24 protein-coding genes and 4 pseudogenes are annotated in these 25451 nt (G+C 58.0%); 12 read left to right on the top strand and 16 right to left on the bottom strand.

Annotated elements, in window-relative coordinates; all coding sequences use genetic code 11:
* Positions 1 to 16 precede the first annotated feature (16 nt).
* The 3 genes from J3P94_RS13205 to J3P94_RS13195 form a co-directional block, all read right to left on the bottom strand.
* Positions 17 to 1414: a PLP-dependent aminotransferase family protein gene (locus J3P94_RS13205; RefSeq protein WP_434573964.1), complete on the bottom strand. Its 1398-nt coding sequence runs from the start codon at positions 1412 to 1414 to the stop codon at positions 17 to 19.
* Positions 1415 to 1489: 75 nt separating this feature from the next.
* Positions 1490 to 2974 carry a hypothetical protein gene (locus tag J3P94_RS13200; RefSeq protein WP_434573962.1) on the bottom strand — a complete coding sequence of 495 codons (1485 nt, stop codon included), beginning with the start codon at positions 2972 to 2974 and terminating at the stop codon, positions 1490 to 1492.
* 675 nt (positions 2975 to 3649) lie between these two features.
* The gene (locus tag J3P94_RS13195) at positions 3650 to 4675 is read right to left on the bottom strand and encodes a zinc-dependent alcohol dehydrogenase family protein (RefSeq protein WP_305500796.1); all 1026 of its coding nucleotides are present in this window, start codon (positions 4673 to 4675) and stop codon (positions 3650 to 3652) included.
* A 257-nt stretch (positions 4676 to 4932) separates the two neighbouring features.
* Between J3P94_RS13195 and J3P94_RS13190 the strand changes: the two genes are divergently transcribed.
* Positions 4933 to 5847, top strand: a complete 915-nt coding sequence (locus tag J3P94_RS13190) for a LysR family transcriptional regulator (protein WP_305500794.1) — start codon at positions 4933 to 4935, stop codon at positions 5845 to 5847.
* A gap of 12 nt (positions 5848 to 5859) precedes the next feature.
* On the opposite strand, the gene J3P94_RS13185 is transcribed toward J3P94_RS13190, so the two are convergent.
* From J3P94_RS13185 to J3P94_RS13160, 6 genes and pseudogenes are all read right to left on the bottom strand, one after another.
* A complete protein-coding gene (locus J3P94_RS13185; RefSeq protein ID WP_434573959.1) occupies positions 5860 to 6414 on the bottom strand; it encodes a hypothetical protein in 555 nt (184 codons plus the stop codon).
* Between the two features lie 103 nt (positions 6415 to 6517).
* A pseudogene (locus tag J3P94_RS13180) lies at positions 6518 to 6699 on the bottom strand (Arm DNA-binding domain-containing protein); the annotation flags it as partial.
* A gap of 108 nt (positions 6700 to 6807) precedes the next feature.
* The gene (locus tag J3P94_RS13175) at positions 6808 to 7881 is read right to left on the bottom strand and encodes a polyamine ABC transporter substrate-binding protein (protein WP_434573958.1); all 1074 of its coding nucleotides are present in this window, start codon (positions 7879 to 7881) and stop codon (positions 6808 to 6810) included.
* A gap of 44 nt (positions 7882 to 7925) precedes the next feature.
* Positions 7926 to 8267, bottom strand: a complete 342-nt coding sequence (locus tag J3P94_RS13170) for a cupin domain-containing protein (RefSeq protein WP_434573956.1) — start codon at positions 8265 to 8267, stop codon at positions 7926 to 7928.
* Positions 8264 to 9688, bottom strand: a complete 1425-nt coding sequence (locus J3P94_RS13165) for an NAD(P)/FAD-dependent oxidoreductase (protein ID WP_434573955.1) — start codon at positions 9686 to 9688, stop codon at positions 8264 to 8266. Before J3P94_RS13165 ends, J3P94_RS13170 begins: the two co-directional genes overlap by 4 nt.
* Positions 9689 to 9745: 57 nt before the next feature.
* Positions 9746 to 10546, bottom strand: coding sequence for a helix-turn-helix domain-containing protein (locus tag J3P94_RS13160; RefSeq protein ID WP_434573954.1), 801 nt, complete (start codon positions 10544 to 10546; stop codon positions 9746 to 9748).
* A gap of 349 nt (positions 10547 to 10895) precedes the next feature.
* On the opposite strand from J3P94_RS13160, the gene paoA reads away from it, so the two are divergent.
* Genes paoA through J3P94_RS13140 form a run of 4 tightly spaced genes read left to right on the top strand, consistent with a single transcriptional unit; the run spans position 10896 to position 15718 of the window.
* A complete protein-coding gene (paoA, locus tag J3P94_RS13155) occupies positions 10896 to 11564 on the top strand; it encodes an aldehyde dehydrogenase iron-sulfur subunit PaoA (protein WP_434573953.1) in 669 nt (222 codons plus the stop codon).
* Positions 11561 to 12511: an FAD binding domain-containing protein gene (locus tag J3P94_RS13150; RefSeq protein WP_434573951.1), complete on the top strand. Its 951-nt coding sequence runs from the start codon at positions 11561 to 11563 to the stop codon at positions 12509 to 12511. Before paoA ends, J3P94_RS13150 begins: the two co-directional genes overlap by 4 nt.
* 52 nt (positions 12512 to 12563) lie before the next feature.
* Positions 12564 to 14774 (top strand): aldehyde oxidoreductase molybdenum-binding subunit PaoC, encoded by a 2211-nt coding sequence (gene paoC, locus J3P94_RS13145; RefSeq protein WP_434573949.1) that lies wholly within the window; start codon positions 12564 to 12566, stop codon positions 14772 to 14774.
* 29 nt (positions 14775 to 14803) lie between these two features.
* On the top strand, positions 14804 to 15718 hold the full coding sequence (locus J3P94_RS13140; protein WP_434573948.1) for a LysR family transcriptional regulator: 915 nt from the start codon (positions 14804 to 14806) through the stop codon (positions 15716 to 15718).
* A 4-nt stretch (positions 15719 to 15722) separates the two neighbouring features.
* Here J3P94_RS13140 and J3P94_RS13135 read toward each other — a convergent pair.
* The 3 genes and pseudogenes from J3P94_RS13135 to J3P94_RS13125 all read right to left on the bottom strand — a co-directional run bounded on the left by J3P94_RS13135 (position 15723) and on the right by J3P94_RS13125 (position 18320).
* Positions 15723 to 16510 (bottom strand): annotated as a pseudogene (locus tag J3P94_RS13135) (carboxymuconolactone decarboxylase family protein).
* Positions 16507 to 16995, bottom strand: coding sequence for a (R)-mandelonitrile lyase (locus J3P94_RS13130; protein WP_434573946.1), 489 nt, complete (start codon positions 16993 to 16995; stop codon positions 16507 to 16509). Before J3P94_RS13130 ends, J3P94_RS13135 begins: the two are co-directional and overlap by 4 nt.
* 293 nt (positions 16996 to 17288) lie before the next feature.
* Positions 17289 to 18320, bottom strand: coding sequence for an amidohydrolase family protein (locus J3P94_RS13125; RefSeq protein ID WP_434573944.1), 1032 nt, complete (start codon positions 18318 to 18320; stop codon positions 17289 to 17291).
* A gap of 299 nt (positions 18321 to 18619) precedes the next feature.
* On the opposite strand from J3P94_RS13125, the gene J3P94_RS13120 reads away from it, so the two are divergent.
* Positions 18620 to 19360 carry an SDR family oxidoreductase gene (locus J3P94_RS13120; protein WP_434573942.1) on the top strand — a complete coding sequence of 247 codons (741 nt, stop codon included), beginning with the start codon at positions 18620 to 18622 and terminating at the stop codon, positions 19358 to 19360.
* A gap of 111 nt (positions 19361 to 19471) precedes the next feature.
* Here J3P94_RS13120 and J3P94_RS13115 read toward each other — a convergent pair whose 3' ends face one another.
* From J3P94_RS13115 to J3P94_RS13105, 3 genes and pseudogenes are all read right to left on the bottom strand, one after another.
* Entirely contained in the window at positions 19472 to 20161 is a 690-nt protein-coding gene (locus tag J3P94_RS13115; RefSeq protein ID WP_434573940.1) for a type 1 glutamine amidotransferase domain-containing protein, read from the bottom strand.
* Positions 20162 to 20172: 11 nt separating this feature from the next.
* Positions 20173 to 20322 (bottom strand): annotated as a pseudogene (locus tag J3P94_RS13110) (NAD(P)-dependent alcohol dehydrogenase); the annotation flags it as partial.
* 64 nt (positions 20323 to 20386) lie between these two features.
* The gene (locus J3P94_RS13105; RefSeq protein ID WP_434573938.1) at positions 20387 to 20686 is read right to left on the bottom strand and encodes a superoxide dismutase; all 300 of its coding nucleotides are present in this window, start codon (positions 20684 to 20686) and stop codon (positions 20387 to 20389) included.
* Positions 20687 to 20992: 306 nt separating this feature from the next.
* Here J3P94_RS13105 and J3P94_RS13100 point away from each other — a divergent pair, with 306 nt between their 5' ends.
* The 4 genes from J3P94_RS13100 to J3P94_RS13085 all read left to right on the top strand — a co-directional run bounded on the left by J3P94_RS13100 (position 20993) and on the right by J3P94_RS13085 (position 23192).
* Entirely contained in the window at positions 20993 to 21877 is an 885-nt protein-coding gene (locus J3P94_RS13100; RefSeq protein WP_434573936.1) for a LysR family transcriptional regulator, read from the top strand.
* 72 nt (positions 21878 to 21949) lie between these two features.
* Complete coding sequence (locus tag J3P94_RS13095) at positions 21950 to 22363, top strand: putative quinol monooxygenase (RefSeq protein ID WP_434573934.1); 414 nt, start codon at positions 21950 to 21952, stop codon at positions 22361 to 22363.
* A 39-nt stretch (positions 22364 to 22402) separates the two neighbouring features.
* Complete coding sequence (locus J3P94_RS13090; RefSeq protein WP_434573932.1) at positions 22403 to 22813, top strand: DUF1330 domain-containing protein; 411 nt, start codon at positions 22403 to 22405, stop codon at positions 22811 to 22813.
* 76 nt (positions 22814 to 22889) lie between these two features.
* The gene (locus J3P94_RS13085; RefSeq protein WP_434573930.1) at positions 22890 to 23192 is read left to right on the top strand and encodes a putative quinol monooxygenase; all 303 of its coding nucleotides are present in this window, start codon (positions 22890 to 22892) and stop codon (positions 23190 to 23192) included.
* Here J3P94_RS13085 and J3P94_RS13080 read toward each other — a convergent pair.
* Positions 23185 to 23304, bottom strand: a pseudogene (locus tag J3P94_RS13080) (LysR family transcriptional regulator); the annotation flags it as partial. The gene J3P94_RS13085 and the pseudogene J3P94_RS13080 sit on opposite strands and share 8 nt — an antisense overlap.
* A 340-nt stretch (positions 23305 to 23644) precedes the next feature.
* Here J3P94_RS13080 and J3P94_RS13075 point away from each other — a divergent pair.
* On the top strand, positions 23645 to 24577 hold the full coding sequence (locus tag J3P94_RS13075) for an NAD(P)-dependent alcohol dehydrogenase (protein WP_434573928.1): 933 nt from the start codon (positions 23645 to 23647) through the stop codon (positions 24575 to 24577).
* Between the two features lie 2 nt (positions 24578 to 24579).
* Complete coding sequence (locus tag J3P94_RS13070; RefSeq protein ID WP_434573926.1) at positions 24580 to 25284, top strand: helix-turn-helix transcriptional regulator; 705 nt, start codon at positions 24580 to 24582, stop codon at positions 25282 to 25284.
* The last annotated feature ends 167 nt before the right edge of the window (positions 25285 to 25451 follow it).

The raw sequence follows: 25451 nt of genomic DNA, 5'->3' as shown, positions 1-25451 counted from the left end.
ATCCATCGCCCCGCGATCAGGATTGTTCGAGCCTCAAGGCCTCGGCCAGTGCGCAGAAGGCCGCTTCCCGGCCGCCCACGCCGTCGAGAGCATGAGCCAACCGAAAATGCTGGTCATATCGTCCTTGGGTGCTGAACAGCTCTCCCGGCGCGATGACGATTCGCCGGGCGAGCAGCCGTTGGAAAACCCGCCGCAGATCGACCTGGCGTGAAGAGCGTACCCAGATTGTTGCGCCGCCCTCGGGCTCCTCCCATTCCAGGCAGTTTCCGACTCGCTCGCGCAACAGTTGCGTCGCCGACGCGGCGCTTTCGCGTAGCAGGCGTCGCAATACCAGTAGATGCTGGTCGATCCGGCCATTGTTGTATAAACGCGCAATCGCTTTCTGGCGAATCGGCGAAAGACGAAATGCGCGCAACAGGAAATGACGCTGCAACATCAGCGTCAGCTGACGCGACAGCACATAACCGTAGGGCGCCTCGGGCCCTATGGTTGTCTCGAAAGTGGAATACACGATCAGCCGGTCCGGGTCGAGCCACTCTCGAAAAGGCAACGCGCCGGGCTCGAATACCAACTCCGTATGGCTGTCGTTCTCCAGTACCCACGTGCCGTACTGTTCCAGCAGACGCGCCAGTGCTCGCCGGTCGGCTGCACTTTTCAACCTCCCCCTGGGCATGCTCAACACCGAAGACACCACCATCAGGCATACCGTTTCATTCGCCAGCAACCGCTCCAACTGTTCAATATCGATTTCCCCCTCGGCCAGCAAGGGCAGCTCGATGACGCGGATATCGGCCGCTTGCAACAAACGCAGGACGGTCCATTCGCAGGGCGACTCCACGAGCACCGTGTTGCCCTTGAGTGCCAGCACTGCAATCAGGATTTCCAGAACGCCGCGCAAGTCAGCGCCGATATAGACGTCATCGGCACTCCAGCATCGCGACGGTGAAGAGGTGTAGCGTGCCGCCAGTGCGGTACGCAACTCCTGCTCTCCCCAGGGCTGCAGCGGATGTTGTGAAGCGCGCGGGTACTGGCGCAGGAGCTCGCGTTCAAGCAACAGAAGCGGACTGTCGAGCGGCTGCAACGAAGCCGGTTCATCACCGCTGAGCACCAGCATGCCTGGGCGACGCGCGTTGACGTACAGGGTCTCCAGCAAATCATCGCCATCGCCAAGAGTGGACACGCTGACCATCGGCAATGCGTAGTATCCGGACTTGGCAATCGAATAGACCCGCCCTTCCTTTTCCAGCAGGGAATAAGCGTACTGGATGGTGGATATGGAGACATTGAGGCGCTCGGCCAACTGCCGCAATGACGGCAGACGCACCCGAGCATCAGCGCCCAGCTCATTGATCAGGTTCGTCAGGTACCGATAAACCGCCTGGTAGGTGAAGTCTGTTTCACGATGGCCCTTCATGAGACTGGGCCGCCGAACCGAACCTTCACCAACCGGGCCCGGGCGATCGCGACAAAATACGTCAAACCCCGTCCCTCAGCGCCGCGCTGCACGTTCGCCGGGATCATCGGCGCCCTGCCCGCCCTGATCCGTATCAGCGCGCTCCATGGCCGTTTGCGGGTCCGCCCGGATGATCTCCGGCTCCGGCGTGGTGATTCGGGCCCGGTACAACTTACACAGCATCGCAACGGGCAGGCCACTGACATCGACCATCCAATGCGCCACCTGATCCGTGACCGGGCCGCCCCGCAACGCCCTGTGCAGATCGGGCATGCCCACCAGCATGCCGGGATGACAGCACCGCAGGAAATGCTCCAGGCCGGCGCCCTTTTCAACGAAGGGCGCAAACAGCATGCACACCAGTTGCGTTTCGTTCAGATTCAGATTTTTTTCCGTTTCCAGGGCGATCACGGTTCGACGCTCGGGAATCTCCGACGATGAACCCAACAGCCCCTGGACCTGCTGGCAGACGGGCTCCGGCATACGCTTGCGGTGCATGACCATGATCATGCGTTGCACGTAATCGGTGTAGCCAGCCGCATAGCCGCGTTCCTGCTGATGACAGGCCTGCAAGCCACATAGGTGGGCCGAGAGGTACGGGCTCAGGTATTCATGCTCAAGCGATGGCGCAACCAGCTCATCGGAGCTGACGCCGAGGAATTCGCTGAACAACGCCCAGTTGCTTTCCTCCAGCCGCTCGGTGATCAGATCATCAATACGGATGTGCCCCACTTGCCGGCAGGCCTCCAGCCGCCCTTCGGGTTGCCAGACACCCAGGTGCTCCTGGCCATAAAAACGCCGGAACAGGTCACTGCCCAGGAAATCGAGTTGGGCAAACAGGCCGTCGAATCCACCCACGGGCTCAAACACCAGACCGATCTTGCGGGTCGCCCGGCGCAACCCGGACAGGAACTGCTTTTGCTGGCGTGGCGTGTCGCAACTGACCCATGAATCCACGCCCGCATCCCAGCGAGCCATGTTCTTGTAGAACTCCGCCATCGCCAGGTAGCCTTCGTCGCCCACGCCCAGGAGGCTGTCGGAGGAACGCAGGTGCCCAAGCATCAGCATGTCAGTGCGATTGGCCTCGCGCCCTTGCGCCGATAACGGCTTGGAGCGATCAAACGGCACCACCTCTCGATTGTCCGCCATCAGTAGCTCTACCCGTGGGTCGTCGTAGAGAAACAGAGCGCTGTAGCAACAGTGGATATTCTCCAGGGTGGCCTGGGTCATCTCGCCCAGGCGTGGCGTGGCGACGCGCAGGTCGAAAGTCGTCGGATGCCGGCCAGCAATGCTCAACTGCGCGGCGCGCAGGGCCGTCAGCGCATAGAACCCCTCCCGACTGCCATTCTGGGCCACCAGCACCCGATAGGTGCCAATTCGTTCAATACCGCCAGCGGCGACGATCAATCGCTGGACCAGAAGCTGCAGTGCGGTCCGTTCCGCACGGGAATAAATTTCCAACAAGCGTTGCAATACCTGTTGATATACGTAAGTCATTGCCTGCTGATGAATTGCACTCATAACTTTTACCTAAAATCCGTTTATCGACGTCGCACCCACACCACGTTGATTGCTCGACGCGCCAGTCGGGTGAATGCCTTTGCCATTTATTAAGAGTATTGACGATACACTTTGCTTTCGCGCGATGTAATTAATCCACACATGTATGGGTCGTGCCCCCTGCTTTTCTCTTTTCGCCAAAAGCACCCGTATTCATTGGCCTTCGCCCACCTCCCAAACCGTCCTAGGAGATTTCTTACAGCGTCCCACAGACAATGGAGACAGAAAACAAGGAATATGCCGAGCGACGCTTTACCTCTTGCCAATAATCTTCTTCAAGGCAGCAGGCGACCCAGGGCAAACAACACCCCGGACACTTTAAATAGGAACAAGAAACAGCAGACGGCCGCGCAAACGAGTGCTGCGCAGCAATTCCTCCTTGAGTTCGAAAGTCAGTATTCAATTATCAAGACTTGAGTAATGATTAAAAGATACAGATTGGCGGCAAAAACCAGTTCAGTTGCTTTTTGCAAGATGCCGCCTTTCGACAGACGAGAGTAAACAGGGTCGTTGATTCGTGCGCAGTTATGCGCAGGCCTGCTGAAGGACAGACACACAGAACGGTCAAGAAGACTGGCCAGGGCGGCCGAAAACAGCGCAAGAGTCGAAACGATGACTCTTGCGCAAGAGAGGAAATCAGGCGGGGTCGACTACCTGGAGGGCAACGCGTTCACGGCAAGGGCATTCGCCCATGTACCGATGGGCCTCGACGAACTCGGAGAACGGAAACACCCGAGTCTTGAGGGGCAACAGGACACGGTCGGCGGTCAATTGGTTGATATCACGCAACGCCCGTTGCAACGCGACCTGGTCCTGGAGAATGCCCAGCTCCGGCTTGCCGGTGAAATTGCCGATGCAGTGGACAAAGAACTGGATGTTCTTCTGGAACGCCGCGCAGGCTGGAAACGGTGTCTGGTTGCCGCCCTGCAAGCCATACAGCACCAGGCTGCCACGGGGCGCCAGGACATCGCCGAGCAGCGACATCTGCGGCCCGCCCAAGCCGTCGAACACCACATCGACGCCACGGCTGTCGGTGAGTTTGTTGATTTGCATCAACAAGTCCTGCTCTTCGGTGACGATGACTTTTTCGGCGCCCAGCGACAGCAGGTATTCACGCTCTTCAGCCGTCTTGGTGGCGGCGATCACCCGCACGCCCAACGCCTTGCCAAGTTGCACGAAGGAAGGACCGGCGCAATGGCTGGCATCGGTCACCAGCGCAAATTGCCCGGGCTTGACCCTTGCCAAGTCCATGTAGGCGAAATAGGCGATCAGCAGCGGCGTGTAATGAACCGCGGCTTCGATCGGGCTGAGCACGTCAGGATAGCGGGTCAAAGCGGTGCGCGGCAGGACGATGACCTCACCGTACACCGGATAATCGTTCGGGCTCTCGGCGGGGAAGCTGGCGACTTTGTCGCCCACGGCCAAGTCATCGACCCCGTCGCCGACGGCTGTCACCACGCCGGCCATTTCATGGCCCAGGCCTGAAGGCAGGCGCGCCTGGGACGATGCCAGGTTCTGGCGCCACAGGGTGTCGTACCAACTGATGCCGATCGCTTCGACGCGGACCTGCACTTCTCCTGGCGCAGGAAGAGCCGCCGCATGCTCTTCGCATTTGAGCACCTCGGCACCACCAAACTTGTGAAAACGGATCGTGCGGGACATCGCAAACCTCGTCAAAGTAACCTCTAATGCCATGAACTCTATCCGGGCTTTGTAGCCAAGACCATCAGTGGCTATTAATAGTCGACATGCCTGTCATTGATTCCGCAGCAAGAAAACTGAACCGGCCCTGTAGGACCCCGCCCTGAAAAATGCAATTAGCCGGTGCAGAGTACCAGCCTTTCCCCGTAAGATTCATGCCGGCCATTGTTCCCATATGGCCGCCCACGTCAAGCTTGCCGAATCTGCCAGGACCCCAGATGAATCGTAATGACCTGCGTCGTGTCGACCTGAACCTGTTGATCGTGTTCGAAACATTGATGCATGAGCGCAGTGTGACCCGCGCCGCCGAGAAATTGTTCCTCGGCCAACCGGCCATCAGCGCCGCGCTGTCGCGCCTGCGCAGCCTGTTCGACGATCCGCTGTTCGTGCGTACCGGGCGCAGCATGGAGCCCACCGCGCGGGCGGTGGAAATCTTCGCCCTGCTCTCTCCGGCCCTGGATTCGATTTCCACGGCGGTCAGCCGGGCGGCGGAATTCGATCCGGCCACCAGCACCTCGGTCTTTCGCATCGGCCTGTCGGATGACGCCGAGTTCGCCCTGCTGCCGATGCTGCTCAAGCGCCTGCGGGCCGAAGCGCCAGGCATCGTGCTGGTGGTGCGCCGGGTCAATTACATCCTGATGCCGGGCTTGCTGGCCTCTGGCGAAATCTCCATCGGAGTCAGCTACACCGACGACCTGCCGGCCAACGCCAAGCGCAAGGTCTTGCGGCGCAGCTCGCCGAAAGTGCTGCGCGCCGACACCGCACCGGGACGTCTGACGCTGGACGAATTCTGCGCCCGCCCCCATGCATTGGTGTCCTTTGCCGGCGACTTGAGCGGGTTCATTGATGAAGAACTGGAAAAACTCGACCGCAAGCGCCATGTGGTATTGGCCGTACCGCAGTTCAACGGCCTGAGCACGCTGCTGTCGGGCACCGACATCATCGCCACCGTGCCCGACTACACCGCCGAAGCACTGACCGCCGCCGGCGGCGTGCGCGCTGAAGACCCACCGATCCCGGTGCGCAGCTTCGAACTGCACATGGCCTGGCGCGGCTCCCAGGACAACGACCCGGGCGAACGCTGGTTGAGATCGCGGATTCAGATGTTCTTCGGGGATCCCGATAGCCTGTAATGGAATTCCACTTTAATCGCCCAGAATGTTCTTCAACGCAGCGGTATGGCCGGCCGGGTCGTTTACGCTGGACATCACTTCGATGATGGTGATCTTCTGATCGTTCATCGTCATCAACGAGGCCATTAGTAGTTTCAGGCCGTTGAAATCGTCGGTGCCGTCCAGGCGGTACATCTTCAGGCCGTTCACCTGAATGGTCTTCTCGCCAGTCATGCGAAAGTTGGGTGATGCGGCCTGCTGCGTTTCCTTCACAGTATCCACGGCGAGGAGAAACGCAGCGTCCGGGGTGGTGCCCGCAGTCGGCGCCGGACCTTCGGTAACGATGATGGCCCGCTCGCTTTTCGGATCGAAGTACATCGTGCCGCCGTTGTCGCTGTTCAAGGTACGGGCCTCGACGCCGTTCAGCACGAACTTCAGCTTGCCGCCTGCCAGGGACACCGCTTGCGTATCCGATGCCGTCGTAGCGGTTTTTTCAGGCGAGGCAGCAACTGCCATGGTGGCCGCGCCGCTCAAGGCAGCAAGCACGCACAAAAAACGGGTCCAGCCCAACAGCAAATTTTTCGACATTGATAATGCCTTTGTTTTCAGGCCGTCGAATACCGACGGCCTGTTGTGCGAGCAGCCTAGCTTACTTGCCTGCTCATTTGCCCAGAATGTTGTTCACAGCCGCAGCGTGTCGCTTACATTTGCGGTCAGCATGGGGATTGATCCCTTCGCGAGGAGCGCCCGGGCTTCATCACGCAAGGTGCATGCTTCATGCAGATCAATCTCAGGATAGGTGCCCAAGGAGATGCGCTTTTGCCAACTCCAGCAACAGCCCGGAACCGGCGCCCCGTACTCCTTGGCCTCAATTCTGGCCTCAAAAACGCTGGCTGTCGGTGGATTTGCATGGCGTTTGCTGTAACGAAAAAAGGACCTGCCGCCGATGATCCGGGCTGCCCACATCATCGGCGATTGACTTTATTGTCCGTTTTTAATCCGGCTCCAGACACGCGTGCGCAGTCGGTCGGTCTCTAGCGGTATCGCTTCCAGCACAAAGAGTTTCTTCATCACGCTTTCAGGCGGGTACACCATCGGGTCGTTGAGAATGGCCTTGTCGACCATGCCCTCAGCGGCAGCATTGCCGTTGGCATAGTGCACATGGTTGCTGATGTCAGCCATGACGCTGGGGTCCAGCAGGTAGTTCAGAAACGCGTAACCGGCCGCTTCATTCGGAGCATCGGCGGGCATGGCGACCATGTCGAACCACATGGGTGAGCCTTCCTTGGGGATGGCATAAGCAATCTGCTGGCCGTTCCCGGCCTCATTGGCTCTTGCGGCCGCCTGCATCACGTCGCCAGAAAACCCCACGACCAGACACACATCACCCGTTGCAAGATCGCTGGTGTATTTGGAGTTGTGGAAGTAACTCACATAGGGGCGCACTTTGAGTAGCAGGGCCTGGGCCTTCTCGTAGTCGGCCTTGTCCTTGCTGTGATGCGCAAGCCCCAGGTAGTTCAAGGCAATGGGAAGGATCTCGGGGCCATTGTCGAGCATGGCTACGCCGCATCGGGCAAGTTTTTTCATGTTCTCCGGCTTGAAGACGATGTCCCATGAGTCTATCGGTACATCGCCCAGGACGGCCTTGACCTTGGCTACGTTGTAGCCAATGCCGGTGCTGCCCCACAGGTAGGGAAAACCGTATCGGTTGCCCGGATCGTTGGCCTCCAGAACTTTCATCAGCGTCGGGTTGAGGTTCTGCCAGTTCGGCAGTTTGCTGCGGTCCAGCGGTTTCAGCGCACCGGCCTTGATCTGCCGGGCCATGAAGTGGTTAGAGGGAAACACCACGTCATACCCGGAACGGCCGGCCATCAGTTTGGCGTCGAGGACCTCGTTGCTGTCGTACACGTCATACTGAGTCGGGTGCCCAGTATGAGTGGTAAAGTTTTGCAGGGTATCGGGGGCGATGTAGCTGCTCCAGTTGTAGATCCTGACGGTGTCTGCCGCCTGAGCGGTAGACGCGATCAACAGTAGCGGAACGATCGATTTCAACATACGAGACCTCAACCTTTGTTCTAAGCGTTATGGATGAAGGCAGTTCAGAAAATCAGCACGTAGCTTTTGCGAACGGTTTCTTGTATGTCCCAGACTCCCGTCGTGTTCGCAGGCAACATCAACGCATCACCGGCCTGGATGTGGAGGGCCTCACCGCCGTCCGGGGTGAAGGTGCAACGCCCCTGAACGAAATGGCAGAACTCCTGTTGCACAATCTGGCGCCGCCAGCGTCCGGGGGTGCATTCCCACACGCCAGCCTCGACGCCGTCATCGCGCTCAACGCTTGTCGTGGCGACCTGTGAAATCGGCTCGCCCAGCGGCATGCCGACAGCGCCCGATTCCCCGAGAGACAAACGTGGGGTGTCGCGAAAATGATCTATCTTCATGCGAACGGCTCCTTGGACTTCATCAGACGTTCCATGCAACCAGCCAAGCCCTCAGCCATCCGGCGACGCCAGCGCGGTACATGGAGGTTGGCCAATATCCGATCTTCATGAACAAAGCTCTGGATAATGGCGTTGTAACCCAGCCAGCGCAGGGGCTCTGGCTCCCAGCGTGGCAGCGAGGCCAGCGGACGGTCGCCCAACACCCAAGGCTGGCGGGTCAGTTCGTTGTCCTGACCGAGAATCAGCGCCGCCACCGTGCGGCCCCCCAGGTTGCTGGCGCCTACGCCTTCGCCGCCATAGCCACCGGCGAGTGCGATTTTCTGCCGGCGGTCAGCCAGCATGTGCGGATGAAAATGCCGGGCGACACCCAGGTTGCCGCCCCAGGCGTGAGTCAGGCGAACATTGCGCAAAACCGGGAATAGTTCGCTAAACAGGTACTGACGCAACTCACGTTCGGCCTGACTGAGGTTGAAGTCACTGCGCAGGCGACCTCCAAAGCGATAGCCACCGCGGGCACCAAATACCAGGCGGTCATCGCGGCTGCGCTGACCGTAGGTGACTTGTCGACTGTTTTCGCTGAAAGCCTGGCCACGGCTGAGTCCGATTTCGGCCCATATATCGGTCGGGAGCGGCTCAGTCGCAACGATCAGGCTCTGCGCGGCCAGTTGATATTTGTTCAACGGGGGCAAGGCACTGGCATACCCCTCGACTGCCGGAACAACCCAATCGGCGCTCACCCGACCGTGCTCGGTTCGAACTTGGCCTGCCGTCCAGTCGAGCACAGCGCTTTGCTCGAAAATGCGCACACCCATGCGTTCCACGACTTCAGCTAGCCCCCGTACCAACCGGGCAGGTTGAAGGGTCGCGCAGTGAGGTGAATACAGGGCGCCGTACGCCTGGGCCACATTCAATTGTTCGCGCAAGGCCTGAGGGCTCAGCCAGCGATAATCGTCTTCACCCAGGCCTTGCGCACGGGCGGCAGCGAGTTGTTCGCGCAGGCGCCGTTCTTGCTCGGGATACCGCGCCGCGCAGTACAGCACTCCGCCTTTACGCAGTTCGCAGTCGATGCTTTCGACGTGGCACACCCGCGCCACTTCATCGGGAATTCCGTGCAGCAGTTGATATCCTGCATGACGCTGCGCGGCAGGCAAGGGCCCCAGGAGTCGGTCTTCGCCGAGCAGATTACCCATCAACCAGCCGCCATTGCGACCGGAGGCGCCGAAACCGGCAATCTGTGCTTCAACTATGACGATGTCCAGGTGCGGTGCTTGCTGCTTGAGGTAATAGGCCGTCCAAAGACCGCTGTAGCCGGCACCGATGATCACCACATCGGCTTGCAGATCCTGATGCAACGCCGGACGCGGCGTCAGCGCCTCGTCGATTTGCTCCATCCACAAACTCACACCACCCCAACCAGCCATCACCTGCTCCGTCGTTTGATTGCCGACAAAGCTTAAAGCGCCGTGAAGGGGCCTGTGTTATCTGCGGGTACGCGCGCAATTGGCCTTTAACCAGGCTTTAGGTGTGCAGCCGGTATGGCTACGGAAAGCCTTGTAGAACGCCGAGATGGAATTGAATCCAGCGGCCACCGCGAGGGTATCGATGGGGGCGTTTTCGTCGTAACTGGCAAGGCGTTCAAGGAGGTAGACCAATCGAGCCTGAGTCACGTAGCGATAGAAGCTTTGCCCCAGCACTTGATTCAATAGGTAAGACAACTGATTTCGGCTGTACCCGGTGGCGCTGGCGATCCGTGCAAGATCCAGGTCAGGGTCCAAGAATGGCTGCTGGCGGGTAAAGTAATCGGCCAAGTCTCTCGCCATGAAACTCAACTGGCGCGCCGAGAGCCCCAGCTTACTGATGGCAGGGGCGCGACGCCCGGCGTGCGGCTCGCCGTCGCGCACGAGTGACGCGTATTCATTGACACGCAGGATCCGACCCTCACATACGGTGATCGCTTCGCTGGTTCGGAAAACCACCTGCTCGCCACTGCCCTTCAGGGCGGTCTGGTACTGGATGAATGCCGTGCAGCCGTCAGCGCGAATGCGATCATTGTGCTCAAGATATTCATCGGGATGGCGCGGCAATGTGCCGGTGATGTAGGCGCGCAGCTCGGTCAGGCCCATGCTGCGATTCTGGAAAAAATCGTTGTACTGCACTTGCGGGTGATAGAGCGCGAGTATCGCCTCCAGGTCGCGGTGCTTCCAGGCCATGTGATAGCGCAGCACCACCTCGAGGGTGAGCTTTGTCTGTTCGGCGGTATCTGGCGGGACGAGGAGCATGGGTTGACGGGCCTTATGACTGGGCAGCACCAGTCTAGTCCTTGAGTGGTTGAGCGAACAAATTCAGGCACGCCCAGGCGCACACCGCTAGTGATAAATAAGCCATACGCCATCCGATATGCTCAATGATCAGCGGCAATGACAATGCACCGACGATAGCCCCGATCATGATCGCGACCTGGATTAATGCTGTGGGCAATATTCGTCCACTCCGGGCCCGTGGCGTGGATTACTGAGCTCTGCTCACGGATTCATTCTGAAAACGCCAGTTATCAGCTGCAACCTAGTGCCATAGGCTCCCACACTGAACATCCGCCTTCAGCCACACCTACTGCGAATGGAGACGTTTATGAACACTAGAACCCCCACCGCAACCGGAGCTGGAATAGAACTCTCCCGACGACAAGTGCTGATAGGTACCGCAGGTACTGCGGTCACGGCCGTATTGGCGCAGGTCGATGATGCCCAAGCGACTGCCAACACGAAATCAGCAGCGCAGAGCCCGCCAGGCAGTCATGTAACGTTCACCCTCAACGGGCGGCGAGTTGCCTTGGATGTCGACAACCGCAGCACGCTCCTGGACGTCCTTCGAGAAAGGCTGCATTTAACCGGCACCAAGAAGGGTTGTGACCACGGCCAGTGCGGTGCTTGTACGGTGATCGTAGAAGGTCGACGAATAAACGCATGCCTCACGCTTGCGGTCATGCATGAAGGTGACAGCATCACCACCATTGAAGGGCTCGGTACGCCGGACAACCTGCACCCTCTGCAAGCGGCATTCATCAAGCACGACGGCTACCAATGCGGTTACTGCACGCCTGGACAGATTTGCTCGGCAGTCGCGATGCTTGAAGAGATAAAGGTCGGCATACCCAGCCACGTCAGCAGCGATTTGAGCGCCAGGAGCACCGTCACAGCCGCTGAGATTCGCGAGCGCATGAGTGGAAACATCTGCCGTTGCGGGGCGTACTCCAACATCGTCGATGCCATTCAAGAGATAGCCGGAGGTGAGGCATGAAATCCTTTACTTACGAACGAGCCACCTCTTTGCAGCAAGCGGTTAATGCCGCTGCCAATAACCCGGGCGCCCGATTCATCGCCGGTGGTACCAATTTGCTCGACCTGATGAAACTGGAGATAGAAGCCCCGCAGCACCTGATTGATGTAAACGGACTGGCGCTCGATGAAATCACCCCGACCGAGGACGGCGGGCTAAGGATCGGCGCCATGGTGCGTAACACCGACCTGGCCGCTGCGCCTCAGGTACGTCGAGACTACGCCGTACTCTCCAAAGCGCTGCTCGCGGGAGCGTCAGGACAACTGCGCAACAAAGCCACAACGGCGGGCAATCTATTGCAACGCACCCGGTGTGCTTACTTTTACGATACTAATCAGCCCTGTAATAAGCGCCGCCCGGGCGCCGGCTGCTCGGCGATTGGTGGCGCCAGCAGGCAACAAGCGATTATCGGTGTCAGCGATGCCTGCATTGCCAGCCACCCCAGCGACATGGCCGTGGCGATGCGAGCATTGGGCGCAAGGGTAGAAACGCTCAACTCGGACGGCCAAGTTAGAACGATTGATCTCGCCGACCTTTACAGCGCACCGGGGACCACCCCACATATCGAGAACATCCTGGACAACGGCGAACTGATTACTGCCGTGACGCTGCCTAAACCTTTAGGGGGCGAGCATATCTACTACAAGGTTCGTGACCGCGCCTCCTACGCGTTTGCGCTGGTGTCTGTCGCGGCGATCGTGCTGCCAGACCGGACGGGGCGCCTCGCCCTGGGCGGCGTGGCGTACAAGCCTTGGCGAAGTGAAGAGGCCGAAGCTTATCTGCCTGATGGCGCGAAGGCCGTAGCCACACATTTGCTGGCTGCCGCTAATCCTACCGCGCAGAACGCCTTCAAGATCAAACTGGCGGAACGGACAATTGGCCTTGCGCTTTCCACCGCATTTTCCTAAGCGACATCACCGACATTGCGCGGCTGCGGTCGATTGACCAGGAGTAAGCCTCATGAAGTTTGATACGCCTGCGAGCACCAATCCCATTGATCAAATGAAGGTGGTTGGTCAACCCAAAGATCGAGTTGAAGGCAAACTGAAAACAACCGGCACGGCGACCTATGCTTACGAGCAACAGGCCGCTGTCAGTCCCCCCGCCTACGGCTATGTCGTCGGTTCAGCAATCGGCAAAGGCCGAATTTCCTCAATTGATTCGAGCGAAGCACGCCAAGCCAGCGGCGTGATTACAATCGTCACCTATGAAAATGCGGGTCCACTGGACAGGGGCGAATTTTACGTTGATCGCGCACTTGCCGGTCCAAAGATCGATCACTATCACCAGGCCGTAGCAATCGTCGTCGCACAGACGTTTGAACAAGCCAGGGCTGCTTCGGCTCTGCTTCGGGTCTACTACGTAAGAGAGCCTGGGGCCTACGACCTCGCCGCACAGAGAGCGTCAGCCAAGACACCCGCGCCGGGTGCGTTCGGCCCTCCTCCGCACACCGCGATCGGGGATTTCGAAGGCGCGTTCAAGCAGGCAGCGGTCACCCTCGACGGCCATTACACCACCCCTGACCACGCCCACGCGATGATGGAACCCCACGCCACCATCGCTCAGTGGCAGGGAGATAAACTGACGCTATGGACGTCCATTCAGCAGATGAACTGGGGTGTCAGAGACCTGGCTAGAACGCTAGGCATCTCCAAAGACAACATTCACCTGATCTCGCCCTACATCGGCGGCGGCTTTGGTGGAAAAGGCACCATCCTGTGCGACGCCGTATTGGCGTCTCTTGCCGCTAGAGCGGCCGGGCGCCCGGTGAAAGTAGCACTCCCCCGCCCGCTCATGTTTAACAACCTGACCCATAGACCCGCGACGATTCAAAGAATCCGGCTCGGTGCAAATCCGGACGGCACACTCACTGCCGTCGGCCACGAGAGCTGGTCGGGCAATCTGCGCGGTGGTCGCACTGAAGCGGCCACCGCATCGACCCGAACGTTGTATGCGGGTGCAAACCGCATGACTCGCTTGTATCTCGCCGAACTCGACCTTGCCGAAGGTAGCGCCATGCGCGCGCCCGGTGAAGCACCAGGCATGATGGCATTGGAAATTGCCATGGACGAAATGGCTGAGAAACTGGGAATGGATCCTGTGCAGTTTCGCGTCATCAACGACACCCAGGTAGACCCGGAGCAGCCTGATCGCCAGTTCTCTCAGCGCCAGTTAGTCGAATGCCTGCATACGGGAGCCGATCATTTTGGCTGGGCTCGGCGTAGTACCCAACCGGCTAAAGAACTGCATGACGGTTGGTGGATCGGGTTGGGGATGGCTTCCGCGATTCGAGGCGCACCCACGACGAAGTCAGCTGCTCGCGTACGGCTTGATCGCAAGGGCATGGTCACCGTCGAAACCGACATGACTGATATTGGCACCGGCTCTTACACAATCATTGCTCAAACGGCTGCGGAAATGATGGGCGTGGACATGGACAAGGTAAACGTCTACCTGGGCGACTCAAGATTTCCGGAATCATCGGGTTCAGGCGGCCAATGGGGCGCAGCCTCATCCACGGCGGGCGTCTATGCAGCTTGTGTGAAACTTAGAGAAGCCGTCGCAACCAAGTTGGGCCTCGATCCGACAAAAACCGAATTTATCGATGGCCACGTCCGTGAAGGGTCAAAAAACCTGCCATTGGCACGAGCGACAAAAGACGGCGACTTGCAGGCCGAAGACGTCATGGAGTTTGGCGACTTGGCTAAGCAGTATGCCCAACAAACCTTTGGCGCTCACTTCGTAGAGGTGGGTGTAAACGCGGCCACCGGAGAAATTCGCATTCGCCGCCAGCTGGCAGTGTGCGCAGCAGGCAGAATACTCAACCCCAAAACGGCACGCAGTCAGATCATCGGGGGAATGACCATGGGCGCAGGTGCAGCGCTGATGGAGGAAATGATTGTAGATCATCGCTTGGGCTATTTTGTTAATCATGATCTGGCTGGCTACGAAGTGCCGGTGCATGCCGACATCCCCTATCAGGAGGTTATTTTCCTGGATGAAGTTGACGCCTATGCGACTCCGCTGAAGGCTAAAGGTGTCGGCGAACTCGGTATTTCAGGAGCGGCAGCGGCGATTGCCAACGCTGTTTATAACGCCACCGGCATTAGGGTTCGTGATTACCCCATTACGCTCGACAAGTTGATTGACCACTTGCCCGCTGTGGGCTGACCTTACCGCTTTTTGCTTCGGAGTCATCAATGCAACTGAGCCGCACGAACCTGGCAGATATTGTTTATTTCCTCGCCATCGCTCGGCATCAAAGCTTCAGAAAGGCGGGTCTGGACGTGGGCATCAGCGCGTCTGCTCTGAGCCACGCCATGAAAGGGCTGGAGACACGGCTTGGTGTTCGACTGCTCAATCGCACCACCCGAAGCGTGACACTCACAGCAGCTGGTGAGGAGCTGCAAAGCCTCATCAGCACCCCGGTCAATGATATCGGACAGGCGCTGGAGACCCTGAACCGGCTACGCGATGAGCCAGCCGGGCGTATCCGCCTGAACGTGTTGAGCGATGGCGCAAAACTGCTGCTCGGCCCCGTTCTTCCGGTTTTCATTGATCGCTATCCGGACATCGAGGTTGACCTCACCGTGACTAACCGAATGGTCGATATTATCGGCGACGGCCACGATGCAGGGATTCGTTTCGGCGGGACGGTGCCCGAAGACATGATCGCTCAACGACTCTCTCCCGATGTGGCCTGGGCCGTCGTTGGCGCGCCTGACTACCTTGAGCGATTCGGCACCCCGCTACATCCGGAAGAGCTGTACCAACATCGTTGTTTACGCGTGCGTCTGGGGAATGCACGCATTTACCACTGGCAATTCTCGAAGGAGGATCAACAGATGGAGATAGACGCGCCGGGCGCTATCACTATCGATGAGACCCGCGTTGGTGTGGCGATGGCAATGCGCGGCGCCGGCTTGATGTATGTTCCTGCGAAGGTCGTCGAACGACAGATCGCGGAAGGCTCCCTGCGGCGAGTCCTTGAGGACTGGACTCACCATGACCCAGGCTTTCACATCTACTACTCAAGCTTCAGACAAGTTCCCGTAGGCATTCGCCTACTGATTGACCTCATCCGCGAACTCGAACCCATGGGGCCACTCCCCTAGCGACTCAGCTCGCCTGGCGCTTGGTGAACACATCGCTGAATACGGGCACGGCTGAGAAGGCGTTAGGCCATCCAGCATAGAACGCCAGATGTGAAAGCAATTCGGAGGCCTCGGTCTGCGTCAGGCCATTGTCCATCGCACGATTAAGGTGGTAACCGATCTGCGCAACCTGACCGTTTGCAACTAACGTCGTAACAGTAATCAGACTACGGTCTCTGGGCACAAGACCCGGACGCAGCCAGAGATCGTTGAATAACGCACTGGTGGTGAATTTCACTAACCCTGGCGAAACCGGGCCAACAGATTTGTCGACAGCTGCAACGCGTGCGTCTTCGGCAGCCTGATCGATAGGCAATAGCACGGGCGACACCGGCGCCAGTTGGTCAGAGGCTATGCCATGCTTGCTAAACACCTCTTTGGCAATGGCGCTGCTCCAGCGGCGTTACCCCAACCCGAATAAAACGCGAGATGGTTGATAGTTTCGGACAACTCTAAAGGCGTCACCCCGTTCTTCAACGCCAGATCCAGGTGTGCCGCCAGCTCAGCTGTCTGACCTCGCGCAATCAGGACGGCAACCGTTGCCAGGCTCCGGTCACGGGGAGACAACTCTGGGCGTTTCCAGACCTCACCGAGCAGTAATGTGTCAGCGTTGTGAGCCATTACCGGTGATGCGGCGTGTATATCGGCTGAATTTGACATGTGCGAAATTTCCTTAGTCCGCGCCCCCTCGGGGGTGGCGCATGCAGACAAGCACAGCGCTAAGCCTGCTGCTGCAAATGTTCGAATAATCATAATGAAGCGCCGTACCGGGCTTCGGTAACTGGCTCAAGCCACTCGACATTTTTGCCGTCAAGCGTCTCTTGAATGGCCATGTGAGTCACGCCGGTCGTGCTCGTTGCGCCATGCCAATGCTTGACGCCAGGCGGCGTCCATATCACGTCTCCAGGCTTGATGACCTGTTTATCAGCGCCCTCTTGTTGAACCCATCCGGTGCCCATAGTGACCACCAACATTTGTCCCAACGGGTGGGTATGCCACATCGATCGCGCACCCGGTTGAAAGGTCACATACCCTGCCGAGACTTTCGACGGTGCCCGTGGGGCGAAGAGAGGGTCAATTCGTGCATGCCCCACAAAATTAGCTGGCGGCCCGATTAGGGATGCCTGCTCACCATTTCTCACGATCGTCATCGATTGCTCGGAGGGGGCATCAGCAGCGCAGGCGTTAAATGCGATGACCAACAGGGCGACTGCAGGCATGGCTGCTCTTGGGCGCATCGGTAGCTCCTTGCTCAATGAATAGAGTTGCGAACAACCTAATTGATGTCGCTACGTCCAACTACCGGCTGTTTGGTTTATGCACCGATGAGCAGCGCTCAACAATAGGCCGGTGTGCGCTCAGCGCTGGGGGCATGCGCAAACGTCGTGCTGGCGCGAGCGATGGTGCGAGACCTTCCGCTCTCGCGGGGTCGCCCAGGGACCGCTTCCATACTCCCACCATTTTCCTGAAGGCGGTGGCCGATGCATTCAAGCGTTCCCGGCCCGCGTATTTTGCAGCCCAGTTGTTCGCTTCAAAGACGCAGCAGACGTTCAGCATTACCGTGAGCGATGAGTGCTTTCTCCGCATCGCTAATTGGGAGCGCGTCGATGAAGGCTCGCGCGCCATCCAGGCTTTGGTAGGGATAGTCGATGGAGTGCAGGATGCGCTCAGACCCCATCAACGAATGAATAAACTGAAAGTGCGGCAGCGTCAGCATGCCACTGGGGGTGACGTACACATGCTCACGATAAGTCTGCACGATGGGTCGTTTCAGGCCAGAGGCCTCCTGCGGAATGGAGTCTTCCAAACGCTGCAGGTAGAACGGCACCATTTCCCCCCAGTGTCCGCTGATGACCTGCAGATTTGGATAACGGTCAAACACACCTGCAAGCAATAAACGCACGACGTGAATACCGGCTTCGTTGTGCCAACCCCAAGCGAACATCGACAGGCGAGCGGTTAGTTCGCGATCAAATCCACCGTAGTAAGGGGCCTGCACCGCCGGCAGCGGCAGGCCGGGATGGACGAACAGCGGCACCTGCATTTCATCGAGCGCTGCCAGGATCGGTGCATAGCGCGGATCGTCCAGAAACGTTTCGCCAGGACGGCCGTTGATAAGTGCTCCTTTGAGGCCCAGCTCCTTTACTGCCCGCTCCAACTCCCGTGCAGCTGCTTCCGGCGCCTGCCACGGTAGGCTTGCAAAGCCGGCGAAACGTTCTGGATGGGCTTGGGCAGCCTCGGCCAGCCTGTCGTTGGCAGCTCGATTCAGTTCGACGGCTTCTTGCGCAGGCAACAGCTGGGGGAACCCTCCATAGGAAAGCACCTGCATGCCAATTCCCGCCGCGTCCATGTCCGCCAAACGTGCGGCGCCCATCTCCAGTGCCTTTCTTGCCGACTCGCCGGCCGCAACCACATGCGGACGACTGTCATCCGTGACATCGCAACCGTCGGTTACGCGACTACCCCAATCAGGAAGATAAGGGGCCTGCGCCAGTGTGCGCATTTGCGTAGCTTTACCAATGGCAGGATCGAGTACATGTTCTTCGACGCAGATCAGTTTCATGATGACTTCCTGGGTTCCGAAAAGTGATCGCCCTTCACGAGCGCTCTCTGTCGCCTTCAAAGCGTGCCCGTTGCCAACGTTGGCAATGGTTGTGAACGGCCAATCAAACCGATAAAGTCCTAACCGTCGAAAGAGTGCTGGCCGGATGGTAGCCCGGTCGCCGTTCCACGGAACGGCAACTCCTCCCCTCGGGGTATCCGCGACACCTAGCCCGGCTTGCCGGTTGCGAAGGTGTGCCCGCGGATAACCTCATTAATCGTCGGCGCGCCTTCTCTATCAATACGGAAGGAAAGACGACGATGAAACTTATAGACAACACCATTCTAATCACTGGCGGCGCGACAGGCATCGGCTTGGCGCTGGCGAAACGCTTTTCCAGCGAAGGCAATAAGGTCATCATCTGCGGCCGTAGCGAGACCGCCTTGCGGCAGGCCAAGGACTCGGTGCCGGCCCTGGTTACGCACGTCTGCGACGTGGCCGATGCGGTCAGTCGCTGTGCGTTGGTACAGTGGTTGAAGACCCACCATCCGACCCTGAACGTCCTTATCAACAATGCCGGCATCCAGGCACATCGCGACTTCACCACCGATCCCGCAACGGACAGCCTGGATCAAGAAGTGGCGATCAACTTCACTGCGCCCATCCACTTGATTGCTGACTTGTTGCCTACGCTCAGGCTGCAAGCCCAAGCCTATGTGATTAACGTCAGTTCGGGCTTGGCCTTCTCGCCAATGGCTGACGTGCCGGTCTACTGCGCGACCAAGGCCGCGATTCACTCCTTCACGCTCAGTCTGCGGCATCAACTCAAGACGACCGGCATCCGAGTGATCGAGATCGCCCCGCCGATCGTCGATACCGGACTGGGTGGCGGCGCCCGCAGCGAAGGCACCGTCAACCACATGATGGTCACCCCCGACGACTTCGCCAAGGAGACGCTTGAGCAACTTGCCGACGGCAAGGATGAAGTGTTGATCGGTGTTTCGACCAAGACACGCGAGCTTGGAGAAGCCATGTTCGAAAGAATGAACAGCCTCGGCTGATTCGAACCCAAGCGGGCCTTGAATGATCGTGGCTGCATGCTTGCCTCCATATCGGAGCCAGAATCGTGCCAGCCCCGATGACAAAATCGGCAGACGAACCACTTCCGTCCGTCAGGTCGTCGCCTTCAACTGGGCGACGACCGCTTCGCCCACGCCACGCGCTGAGGCTGGGTTTTGGCCGGTCACCAGGTGCCCATCGGTTACCACTTGCTCTGACCAGTTAGGGGCTGGCTGATGCAGCGCGCCGCGCGCCTTTAACGTGCTCGCCAGCAGATACGGCACAACCGTGGTGTACTGGACCTCGGCCTCTTCCTCATCCGTGAAGGATGCGAGCTTCTTGCCGGCGACGAGATAGTTGCCGTCCGACAATGTCGCATTCACCAGTGCGGCCGGGCCGTGGCAAACGGCCGAGACAATGCCGCCGGCCTCCCATATCTCGCGAATGACCTTCTGCACAGCCTCGCTGTCCGCAAAGTCCCACATCGTGCCATGGCCGCCGGCGAAGAAGACCGCCGAGTAGCGCGAGGGGTCGAGATCGCTGAGCACCAGGGAATGAGCCAGTGCGTCTCGGAAGCCCTTGTCCTTCCAGTAGTGGTCGTTGGTTGAATCGGACAAGTCGAAGAAGTCGATCGGCGGATGACCGCCTCGGATGGAAGCGATCTCCACCGCAATCCCAGCCGCCTCGAAGACTGCCAGCGGATGGGTCAGCTCAACCATGGCGAAACCAGTCGGTTCGCCACTGTCGCCGCGGATCGGATGGCTGGTGACCACGCACAGTATGGGTTTGATTGTGCTTGTCATGTTTTACTTCCTCAGGACTTTATCGTGGCCATATCGATGACGAAGCGGTACTTCACATCGCTTTTCAACATGCGCTCGTAGGCTTCGTTAATCTTCTGGATGGGAATGATCTCGACGTCCGAGACAATGCCGTGCTTTCCACAGAGATCCAGTATCTCCTGTCCGAATCCGGCCGCTCCACTTGCGCAGCGCGGCCGATCCCATCGGCGCCTCCTGTTGTTGGTCTCAGGCATTGCCAGCAGCGAACAGCGCTTCCCAGTTGGTGAAGGGACCAAGCGGGATGACCTCCCAACCAATGAGGCCTGCCTTGGCGAGCGGGAACTCGGCCAATGCTGCCTTGGCGACTTCGACAGATTCGGCTTCGGCGATGATCGCGACACCCGGACGATCCTGCCGGAAATAGATATCCCGGATAATGTCACCCTTGTACATCTGCCAGGTGTGGCGGACTTCGTCTGCCATGTATGGTGCATATTTTTCCATCGTGGCGCCGGGCTGCGGGACATCGAGGCAAAGCAATTTCATGGTCTTGCTCCTGGATTCGATTGAGGCGAAATGGCTTATACAGAATTGAAGCGGCGGGCAGTCTGGGCGACCCGTTTACCTGAGATCAACTTCATACAACTCCCCTGTTCTTTGGCGAATACGCAAGATCCATAGGCAGGTAGTTCTTCTGGTGTGAACCACACGTTGCAAAAGCACAAAGACACGTGTGCTGCTGTGCTACTTTAAAGTAGAATTTTGTTAAGCATTGGAGGCAATAATTCTCACCAATGCATCCTTTAATTCTACAATCACAGAGAGCCAGCCGTGCGAGATAGATTCGATGGTGTGCAGCTGTTCGTCGAAGTCGTCGACGCCGGTGGTTTTGCGAAAGCCGGTGAACGGGTTTCCTTGACGCGCTCGGCGGTCGGCAAGGCGATTGCACGTCTAGAGGAGCGACTTGGCGTTCAGCTGTTTCAGCGGACCACGAGAACTCAGTGTCTGACCGAGGACGGCCAGCAGTACTATGAGCGCTGCCTACGTGCGATCGATGAGTTGCGCGCGGGTGAGACCATGCTGGAGAACGGCCGGCGGGAGGTCGTCGGCAAGTTGCGAGTCACGCTTCCTGTTTTGTTCGGGCGCTATCGCGTCGCGCCCATCTTGCGCGCCTATGCGCGCCAACATCCCAACCTCGAGCTGGAGTTGAATTTCAGCGATCGCCAGGTTGACTTGATCGCCGAGGGTTTTGACCTCGCAGTACGCAACGGTCGGCTAGGCAATGGCTCGACCCTGCGTGCGCGCCAGTTAGTCAGTCAACGAAAGGTGCTGTGCGCCTCCCAGGCTTATCTCGAAAGACGGGGCGAGCCACACACGTTAGCCGATCTGACTGACCATGACCTACTCCCATACTGGCGCAACGATCACGGTTTGGCGTGGAAGCTTCCCGACACAAAAGGTGCGCTCGTTGACGTTCTTGTCACCTCACGCCTGCGCTTCGACGACTTGGAGGTGATTGCGGATGCCGCCGCCGAGGGCATGGGCCTGGCTTGGCTTCCTTACTGGCTGATCCGGGATCGGATGCAGCAGGGCTCGCTCGTAGAGATATGGGGAGATCGGCCTAAAGCAGCGATGGAGTGCTATGTGGTCTGGCCTGCTGCCCAATATCAGCCGCTTCGATCTCGACTTGCGATCGACGTGCTTGTATGCGAGTTGGAGAAATACCCGCAAGATTGAAAGCACCCTCGATGATTGAAAGGTAAGTCATGCGCCGCTGCATCAGTGCCCATTGACCCAAGGAGATATCACATGACAAAGAGCAGAAACCGACTCCTGCCGGCAGTATTTTTCGCTGGGATGGCATGTAGCCTCGGAGCAGGTACGGTGCAGGCACAGGAGCCAACCACGACCGTTGTACGCATTGCCGAATTGGTGATCGATCCGGCGCAGCTTGAAGCCTACAAGGTGGCCGTCAGGGAAGAAATGGAAGAATCCATCCGTGTTGAACCTGGCGTGCTCGCTATCTATTCAGTCGCGGAAAAGGGAAAGCCCAACAGTCTTCGTTTTTTCGAGATTTACGCTAGCGAGGAAGCCTATCGAGCACACATCGAATCCCCGCACTTCAAGAAATATGTAGCGATCACACAGCCCATGATCTTGTCGCGCAAGCTGATTGAAACACAACCCGTCCAACTCAGCGCCAAAGCGCTACAGCCTGACTGATGACCAACGCCACCTCAATCTTGCGAAGGAGCATGACCAATGAAGCTGAATAACACCGCATTTTATATGGCCGTCGCGACTGTAATCTTGACCCTTGGCGCGCCCATTGCCCAAGCTCAGACACCGCCTCCCCCGGCTCAACAGGCTAAACGAAGCGCCCCCGCCTACTACATTGCCGAATTCGAACTGACCGACCCGGAGGGAATCAAGCCATACCGGGAGCAGGTGGATGCCACGTTTGAGCGCTACAGCGGACGATACATAGTGCGTTCGCCCGGAGTCAGCCCGCTCGAAGGCACTCCACCGGGTCATCGGTTGATCATCATCGAGTTCGATAGCCTTGAGCAGGCTCGTGCCTGGTACAACTCACCTGAGTACGCCAAGATCCGGCCCTTCCGGCAGCGATCAGGCCATACCAATGCCTATATCGTCGAGGGCGAGCCGAGGTAGAAAGGGGATCACCATGAGCGTGTTGATCAGAGGGGCGTGGAAGACCTGCCTTGATCATGTTGATAGCGAGTAAACCATGGCCATCGAAAATGATGCTCCAATCCTGCGAATCTTCGAGTTCGTGCTCGATCCACACGACCTACCACCGTCCCTTGAGGCAGGCAGGATAAATATTGAGGCCTCGTTACGGAACGAGCCGGGCGTTCTCTCAGTGTATTGCGCCGTCGATACAGACGACCCGACCAGGCTCTATGGGGTGGAGGTTTATCGGGATCAGGCGGCTTATCAGGCACACGTGGAATCTGCACATTTCAAAACGTTCCTTCGAGCAAGCGAGGGCAAGGTCATTTCGCGACAGATCATACAAACCATTCGATGATATCGGCCGGGCTGGGCAGTGCCAGGTCCTGCAACGCCAAGTCAAAGCTGATATGGGCCGGGCTGGTTTGCGGCTGCAGAATCCACGGCCAGTCACGTACCAGTTCCGCCAGCGATCGCGCCGGCCTGCTCGACCCCGACTCCCCCGCCATGCTTGCCTAAATGAGCTTGATACACCGGTAACTTGCTGCGCTGGTGATGTCGGGTTAATTGGCGCTTGGCTTTCGAGGATTTTGGGAAGCTCGAAGTGCGAGCACGTCGTTTGCCAGCCTTGGCAAAACCATCGGCTTCAACCACATCAACGAACAATTACACACCATCGAAATCGGCAATAGTTCAGCACAGGCGAACTAAGTGGAAAACTGATCGAATGGTGACAAAAACTGACCACCTTGCTCTGTAGATTCCACTCGGTGACAACCCCAGTCGTATGCCGGAGTTTGGAGACGCATCATGAAACGCATTCAGTACAGCAGATATGGCGGGCCAGAGGTTATGCAGGTTCAAGACTTTGAGCTTCCTACCCCAGGCGAAGGTGAAGTCGGTGTCAGCGTCAAGTTTTCAGCGATCAATCCAATTGACTGGAAGCTGCGGACTGGGCAAATGAAGATCATTACCGGTAGGAAATTCCCTCGCGCGATGGGTATGGATTTCTCTGGCAGGGTTATATCGATAGGCACCGGCGTCACGCGATTCCAGGTCGGGGACCCGGTGTTTGGACTTGCTCGATTTAAAGAAAGCGGAGCGTTTGGCCATGCTGTTATCACAAAAGAGGCGTTTTTAGCCCATAAGCCGGAGGATGTATCATTCGAGCATGCCGCCTGCCTGGGCACCCCAGGTATAACTGCCTGGAACGGGCTTATAGACAAGGCCAAGCTGCGAGCCGGCCAGCATGTCTTCGTCAATGGATGTGCCGGAGCCGTAGGCGAAGCCGCTGTACAAATAGCTTTGATGCAGGGGGCCGTCGTCTCGGGCAGCTGCAGCGACAGGGACATGCAGCGAGCAAAGTCGCTGGGTGTGCAGAATGTTTATGATTATCGGAACATGCAGCTATCGAGTGTTGCCAATCGATTCGACGTAGTTTACGACACTGCGGCAACGCTGCCGGTATCTAAAGGCGTTGCGACGCTAAAATCAGGAGGCGTATTTCTTGATCTGAACCCCGGCCCAGGCAAGTTTGTCCGCGCTGTTTTTGATCGCAGACTCAAAATGATCATAGGCTCACCTCGCGCCGAGATACTGGATCAGCTTGCCAAGGCTGCCAGTGAGAGGAGCTACAACGTCCGAGTAGCGGAAACCGTTTCGATGTCCGAGGCGATTCGGCTTATCACTGAGCTTGAGAAAGGCCGTAAGCTCGGCGGTAAAGGTGTCATCGCGATGGAGTAGACATGGCCAGGAGTCACCGTTTGTTTGAGCTAATGCAAGTGCTGCGCCGACATCGTAGAACGGTGTCGGGTCAGACACTTGCGCTGGAATTGGGCGTTTCATTACGCACAATACGTCGCGATGTGGTGACCTTGCAGGGGATGGGCGCCGACATCGAGGGTGAGCCGGGCTTAGGTTATATTTTGAAACCTGGCTTTCTGTTACCCCCGCTTGCATTTACAGAAGAAGAAATTCAGGCGCTTGTAGTCGGTGCCCAGTGGGTCAGTCGTCAGACAGACGATAAATTTGCCCTCGCGGTAAAGAACGCGTTGGCCAAAATTAATGCTGTGTTACCTCTGGATACGCGTCACACCTTTGACGACGAAACGTTCTATGTGGGCGCCCACTCGCACCTTTCCACTTCAATCGACCTGAGTGAAGTCCGATTCGCATTGCGTGACCAGCGCAAAATGCTTATCACCTTGTCGATATCCCGCGCACCTGCAGATAAACAAATTATCTGGCCGATCATGCTGGGCTTTATAGATGCAAAGCGCTTCCTGTCGGCGTGGTGTGAAGCGGACAACCGGTTCCGTGTGATAGCTATGGATGACATCGCAAAACTGGAAGTGCTTGCCGAGCGCTATAGTCGTAACCGACGTCAGCTTATCAAGGAATGGCGAGCTCATGAGGTCTTGCCTTGTAACGGCTCTGGCAAGGTGTGCTGATCGGAGGAATAAAAGACGTCGGATGCTTGGATGACGGTCACCGATACGCCACACAGGCCGCATACAGCGCAGTTGCTAGCTTGAGAATGCTATCCAGCATGCCCCGCGAGGCACTGAAGTCCATGTAGCGCTTGATGAGAACCCCTGACTGTACGTGATTGGGGCGC

Source organism: Pseudomonas sp. Z3-8 (assembly GCF_051131975.1).
Lineage (GTDB): Bacteria > Pseudomonadota > Gammaproteobacteria > Pseudomonadales > Pseudomonadaceae > Aquipseudomonas.
The sequence above is the reverse complement of the archived record's forward strand: the minus strand, read 5'-3'. Positions and strand labels throughout refer to the sequence as shown.

Bases quoted from the DNA above. Each gene is read 5' to 3' on its own strand.
- J3P94_RS13070 (WP_434573926.1), top strand. From the start codon at position 24,580: ATGGCCAGGAGTCACCGTTTGTTTGAGCTAATGCAAGTGCTGCGCCGA.
- J3P94_RS13160 (WP_434573954.1), bottom strand. From the start codon at position 10,546: ATGCTCCTCGTCCCGCCAGATACCGCCGAACAGACAAAGCTCACCCTC.
- J3P94_RS13190 (WP_305500794.1), top strand. From the start codon at position 4,933: ATGAATCGTAATGACCTGCGTCGTGTCGACCTGAACCTGTTGATCGTG.
- J3P94_RS13150 (WP_434573951.1), top strand. From the start codon at position 11,561: ATGAAATCCTTTACTTACGAACGAGCCACCTCTTTGCAGCAAGCGGTT.
- J3P94_RS13120 (WP_434573942.1), top strand. From the start codon at position 18,620: ATGAAACTTATAGACAACACCATTCTAATCACTGGCGGCGCGACAGGC.
- J3P94_RS13185 (WP_434573959.1), bottom strand. From the start codon at position 6,414: ATGTCGAAAAATTTGCTGTTGGGCTGGACCCGTTTTTTGTGCGTGCTT.
- J3P94_RS13115 (WP_434573940.1), bottom strand. From the start codon at position 20,161: ATGACAAGCACAATCAAACCCATACTGTGCGTGGTCACCAGCCATCCG.
- J3P94_RS13105 (WP_434573938.1), bottom strand. From the start codon at position 20,686: ATGAAATTGCTTTGCCTCGATGTCCCGCAGCCCGGCGCCACGATGGAA.
- J3P94_RS13205 (WP_434573964.1), bottom strand. From the start codon at position 1,414: ATGAAGGGCCATCGTGAAACAGACTTCACCTACCAGGCGGTTTATCGG.
- J3P94_RS13095 (WP_434573934.1), top strand. From the start codon at position 21,950: ATGACAAAGAGCAGAAACCGACTCCTGCCGGCAGTATTTTTCGCTGGG.
- J3P94_RS13165 (WP_434573955.1), bottom strand. From the start codon at position 9,688: ATGGCTGGTTGGGGTGGTGTGAGTTTGTGGATGGAGCAAATCGACGAG.
- paoC (WP_434573949.1), top strand. From the start codon at position 12,564: ATGAAGTTTGATACGCCTGCGAGCACCAATCCCATTGATCAAATGAAG.
- J3P94_RS13170 (WP_434573956.1), bottom strand. From the start codon at position 8,267: ATGAAGATAGATCATTTTCGCGACACCCCACGTTTGTCTCTCGGGGAA.
- J3P94_RS13200 (WP_434573962.1), bottom strand. From the start codon at position 2,974: ATGAGTGCAATTCATCAGCAGGCAATGACTTACGTATATCAACAGGTA.
- J3P94_RS13130 (WP_434573946.1), bottom strand. From the start codon at position 16,995: ATGCGCCCAAGAGCAGCCATGCCTGCAGTCGCCCTGTTGGTCATCGCA.
- J3P94_RS13140 (WP_434573948.1), top strand. From the start codon at position 14,804: ATGCAACTGAGCCGCACGAACCTGGCAGATATTGTTTATTTCCTCGCC.
- J3P94_RS13195 (WP_305500796.1), bottom strand. From the start codon at position 4,675: ATGTCCCGCACGATCCGTTTTCACAAGTTTGGTGGTGCCGAGGTGCTC.
- J3P94_RS13085 (WP_434573930.1), top strand. From the start codon at position 22,890: ATGGCCATCGAAAATGATGCTCCAATCCTGCGAATCTTCGAGTTCGTG.
- J3P94_RS13075 (WP_434573928.1), top strand. From the start codon at position 23,645: ATGAAACGCATTCAGTACAGCAGATATGGCGGGCCAGAGGTTATGCAG.
- J3P94_RS13125 (WP_434573944.1), bottom strand. From the start codon at position 18,320: ATGAAACTGATCTGCGTCGAAGAACATGTACTCGATCCTGCCATTGGT.
- J3P94_RS13175 (WP_434573958.1), bottom strand. From the start codon at position 7,881: ATGTTGAAATCGATCGTTCCGCTACTGTTGATCGCGTCTACCGCTCAG.
- paoA (WP_434573953.1), top strand. From the start codon at position 10,896: ATGAACACTAGAACCCCCACCGCAACCGGAGCTGGAATAGAACTCTCC.
- J3P94_RS13090 (WP_434573932.1), top strand. From the start codon at position 22,403: ATGAAGCTGAATAACACCGCATTTTATATGGCCGTCGCGACTGTAATC.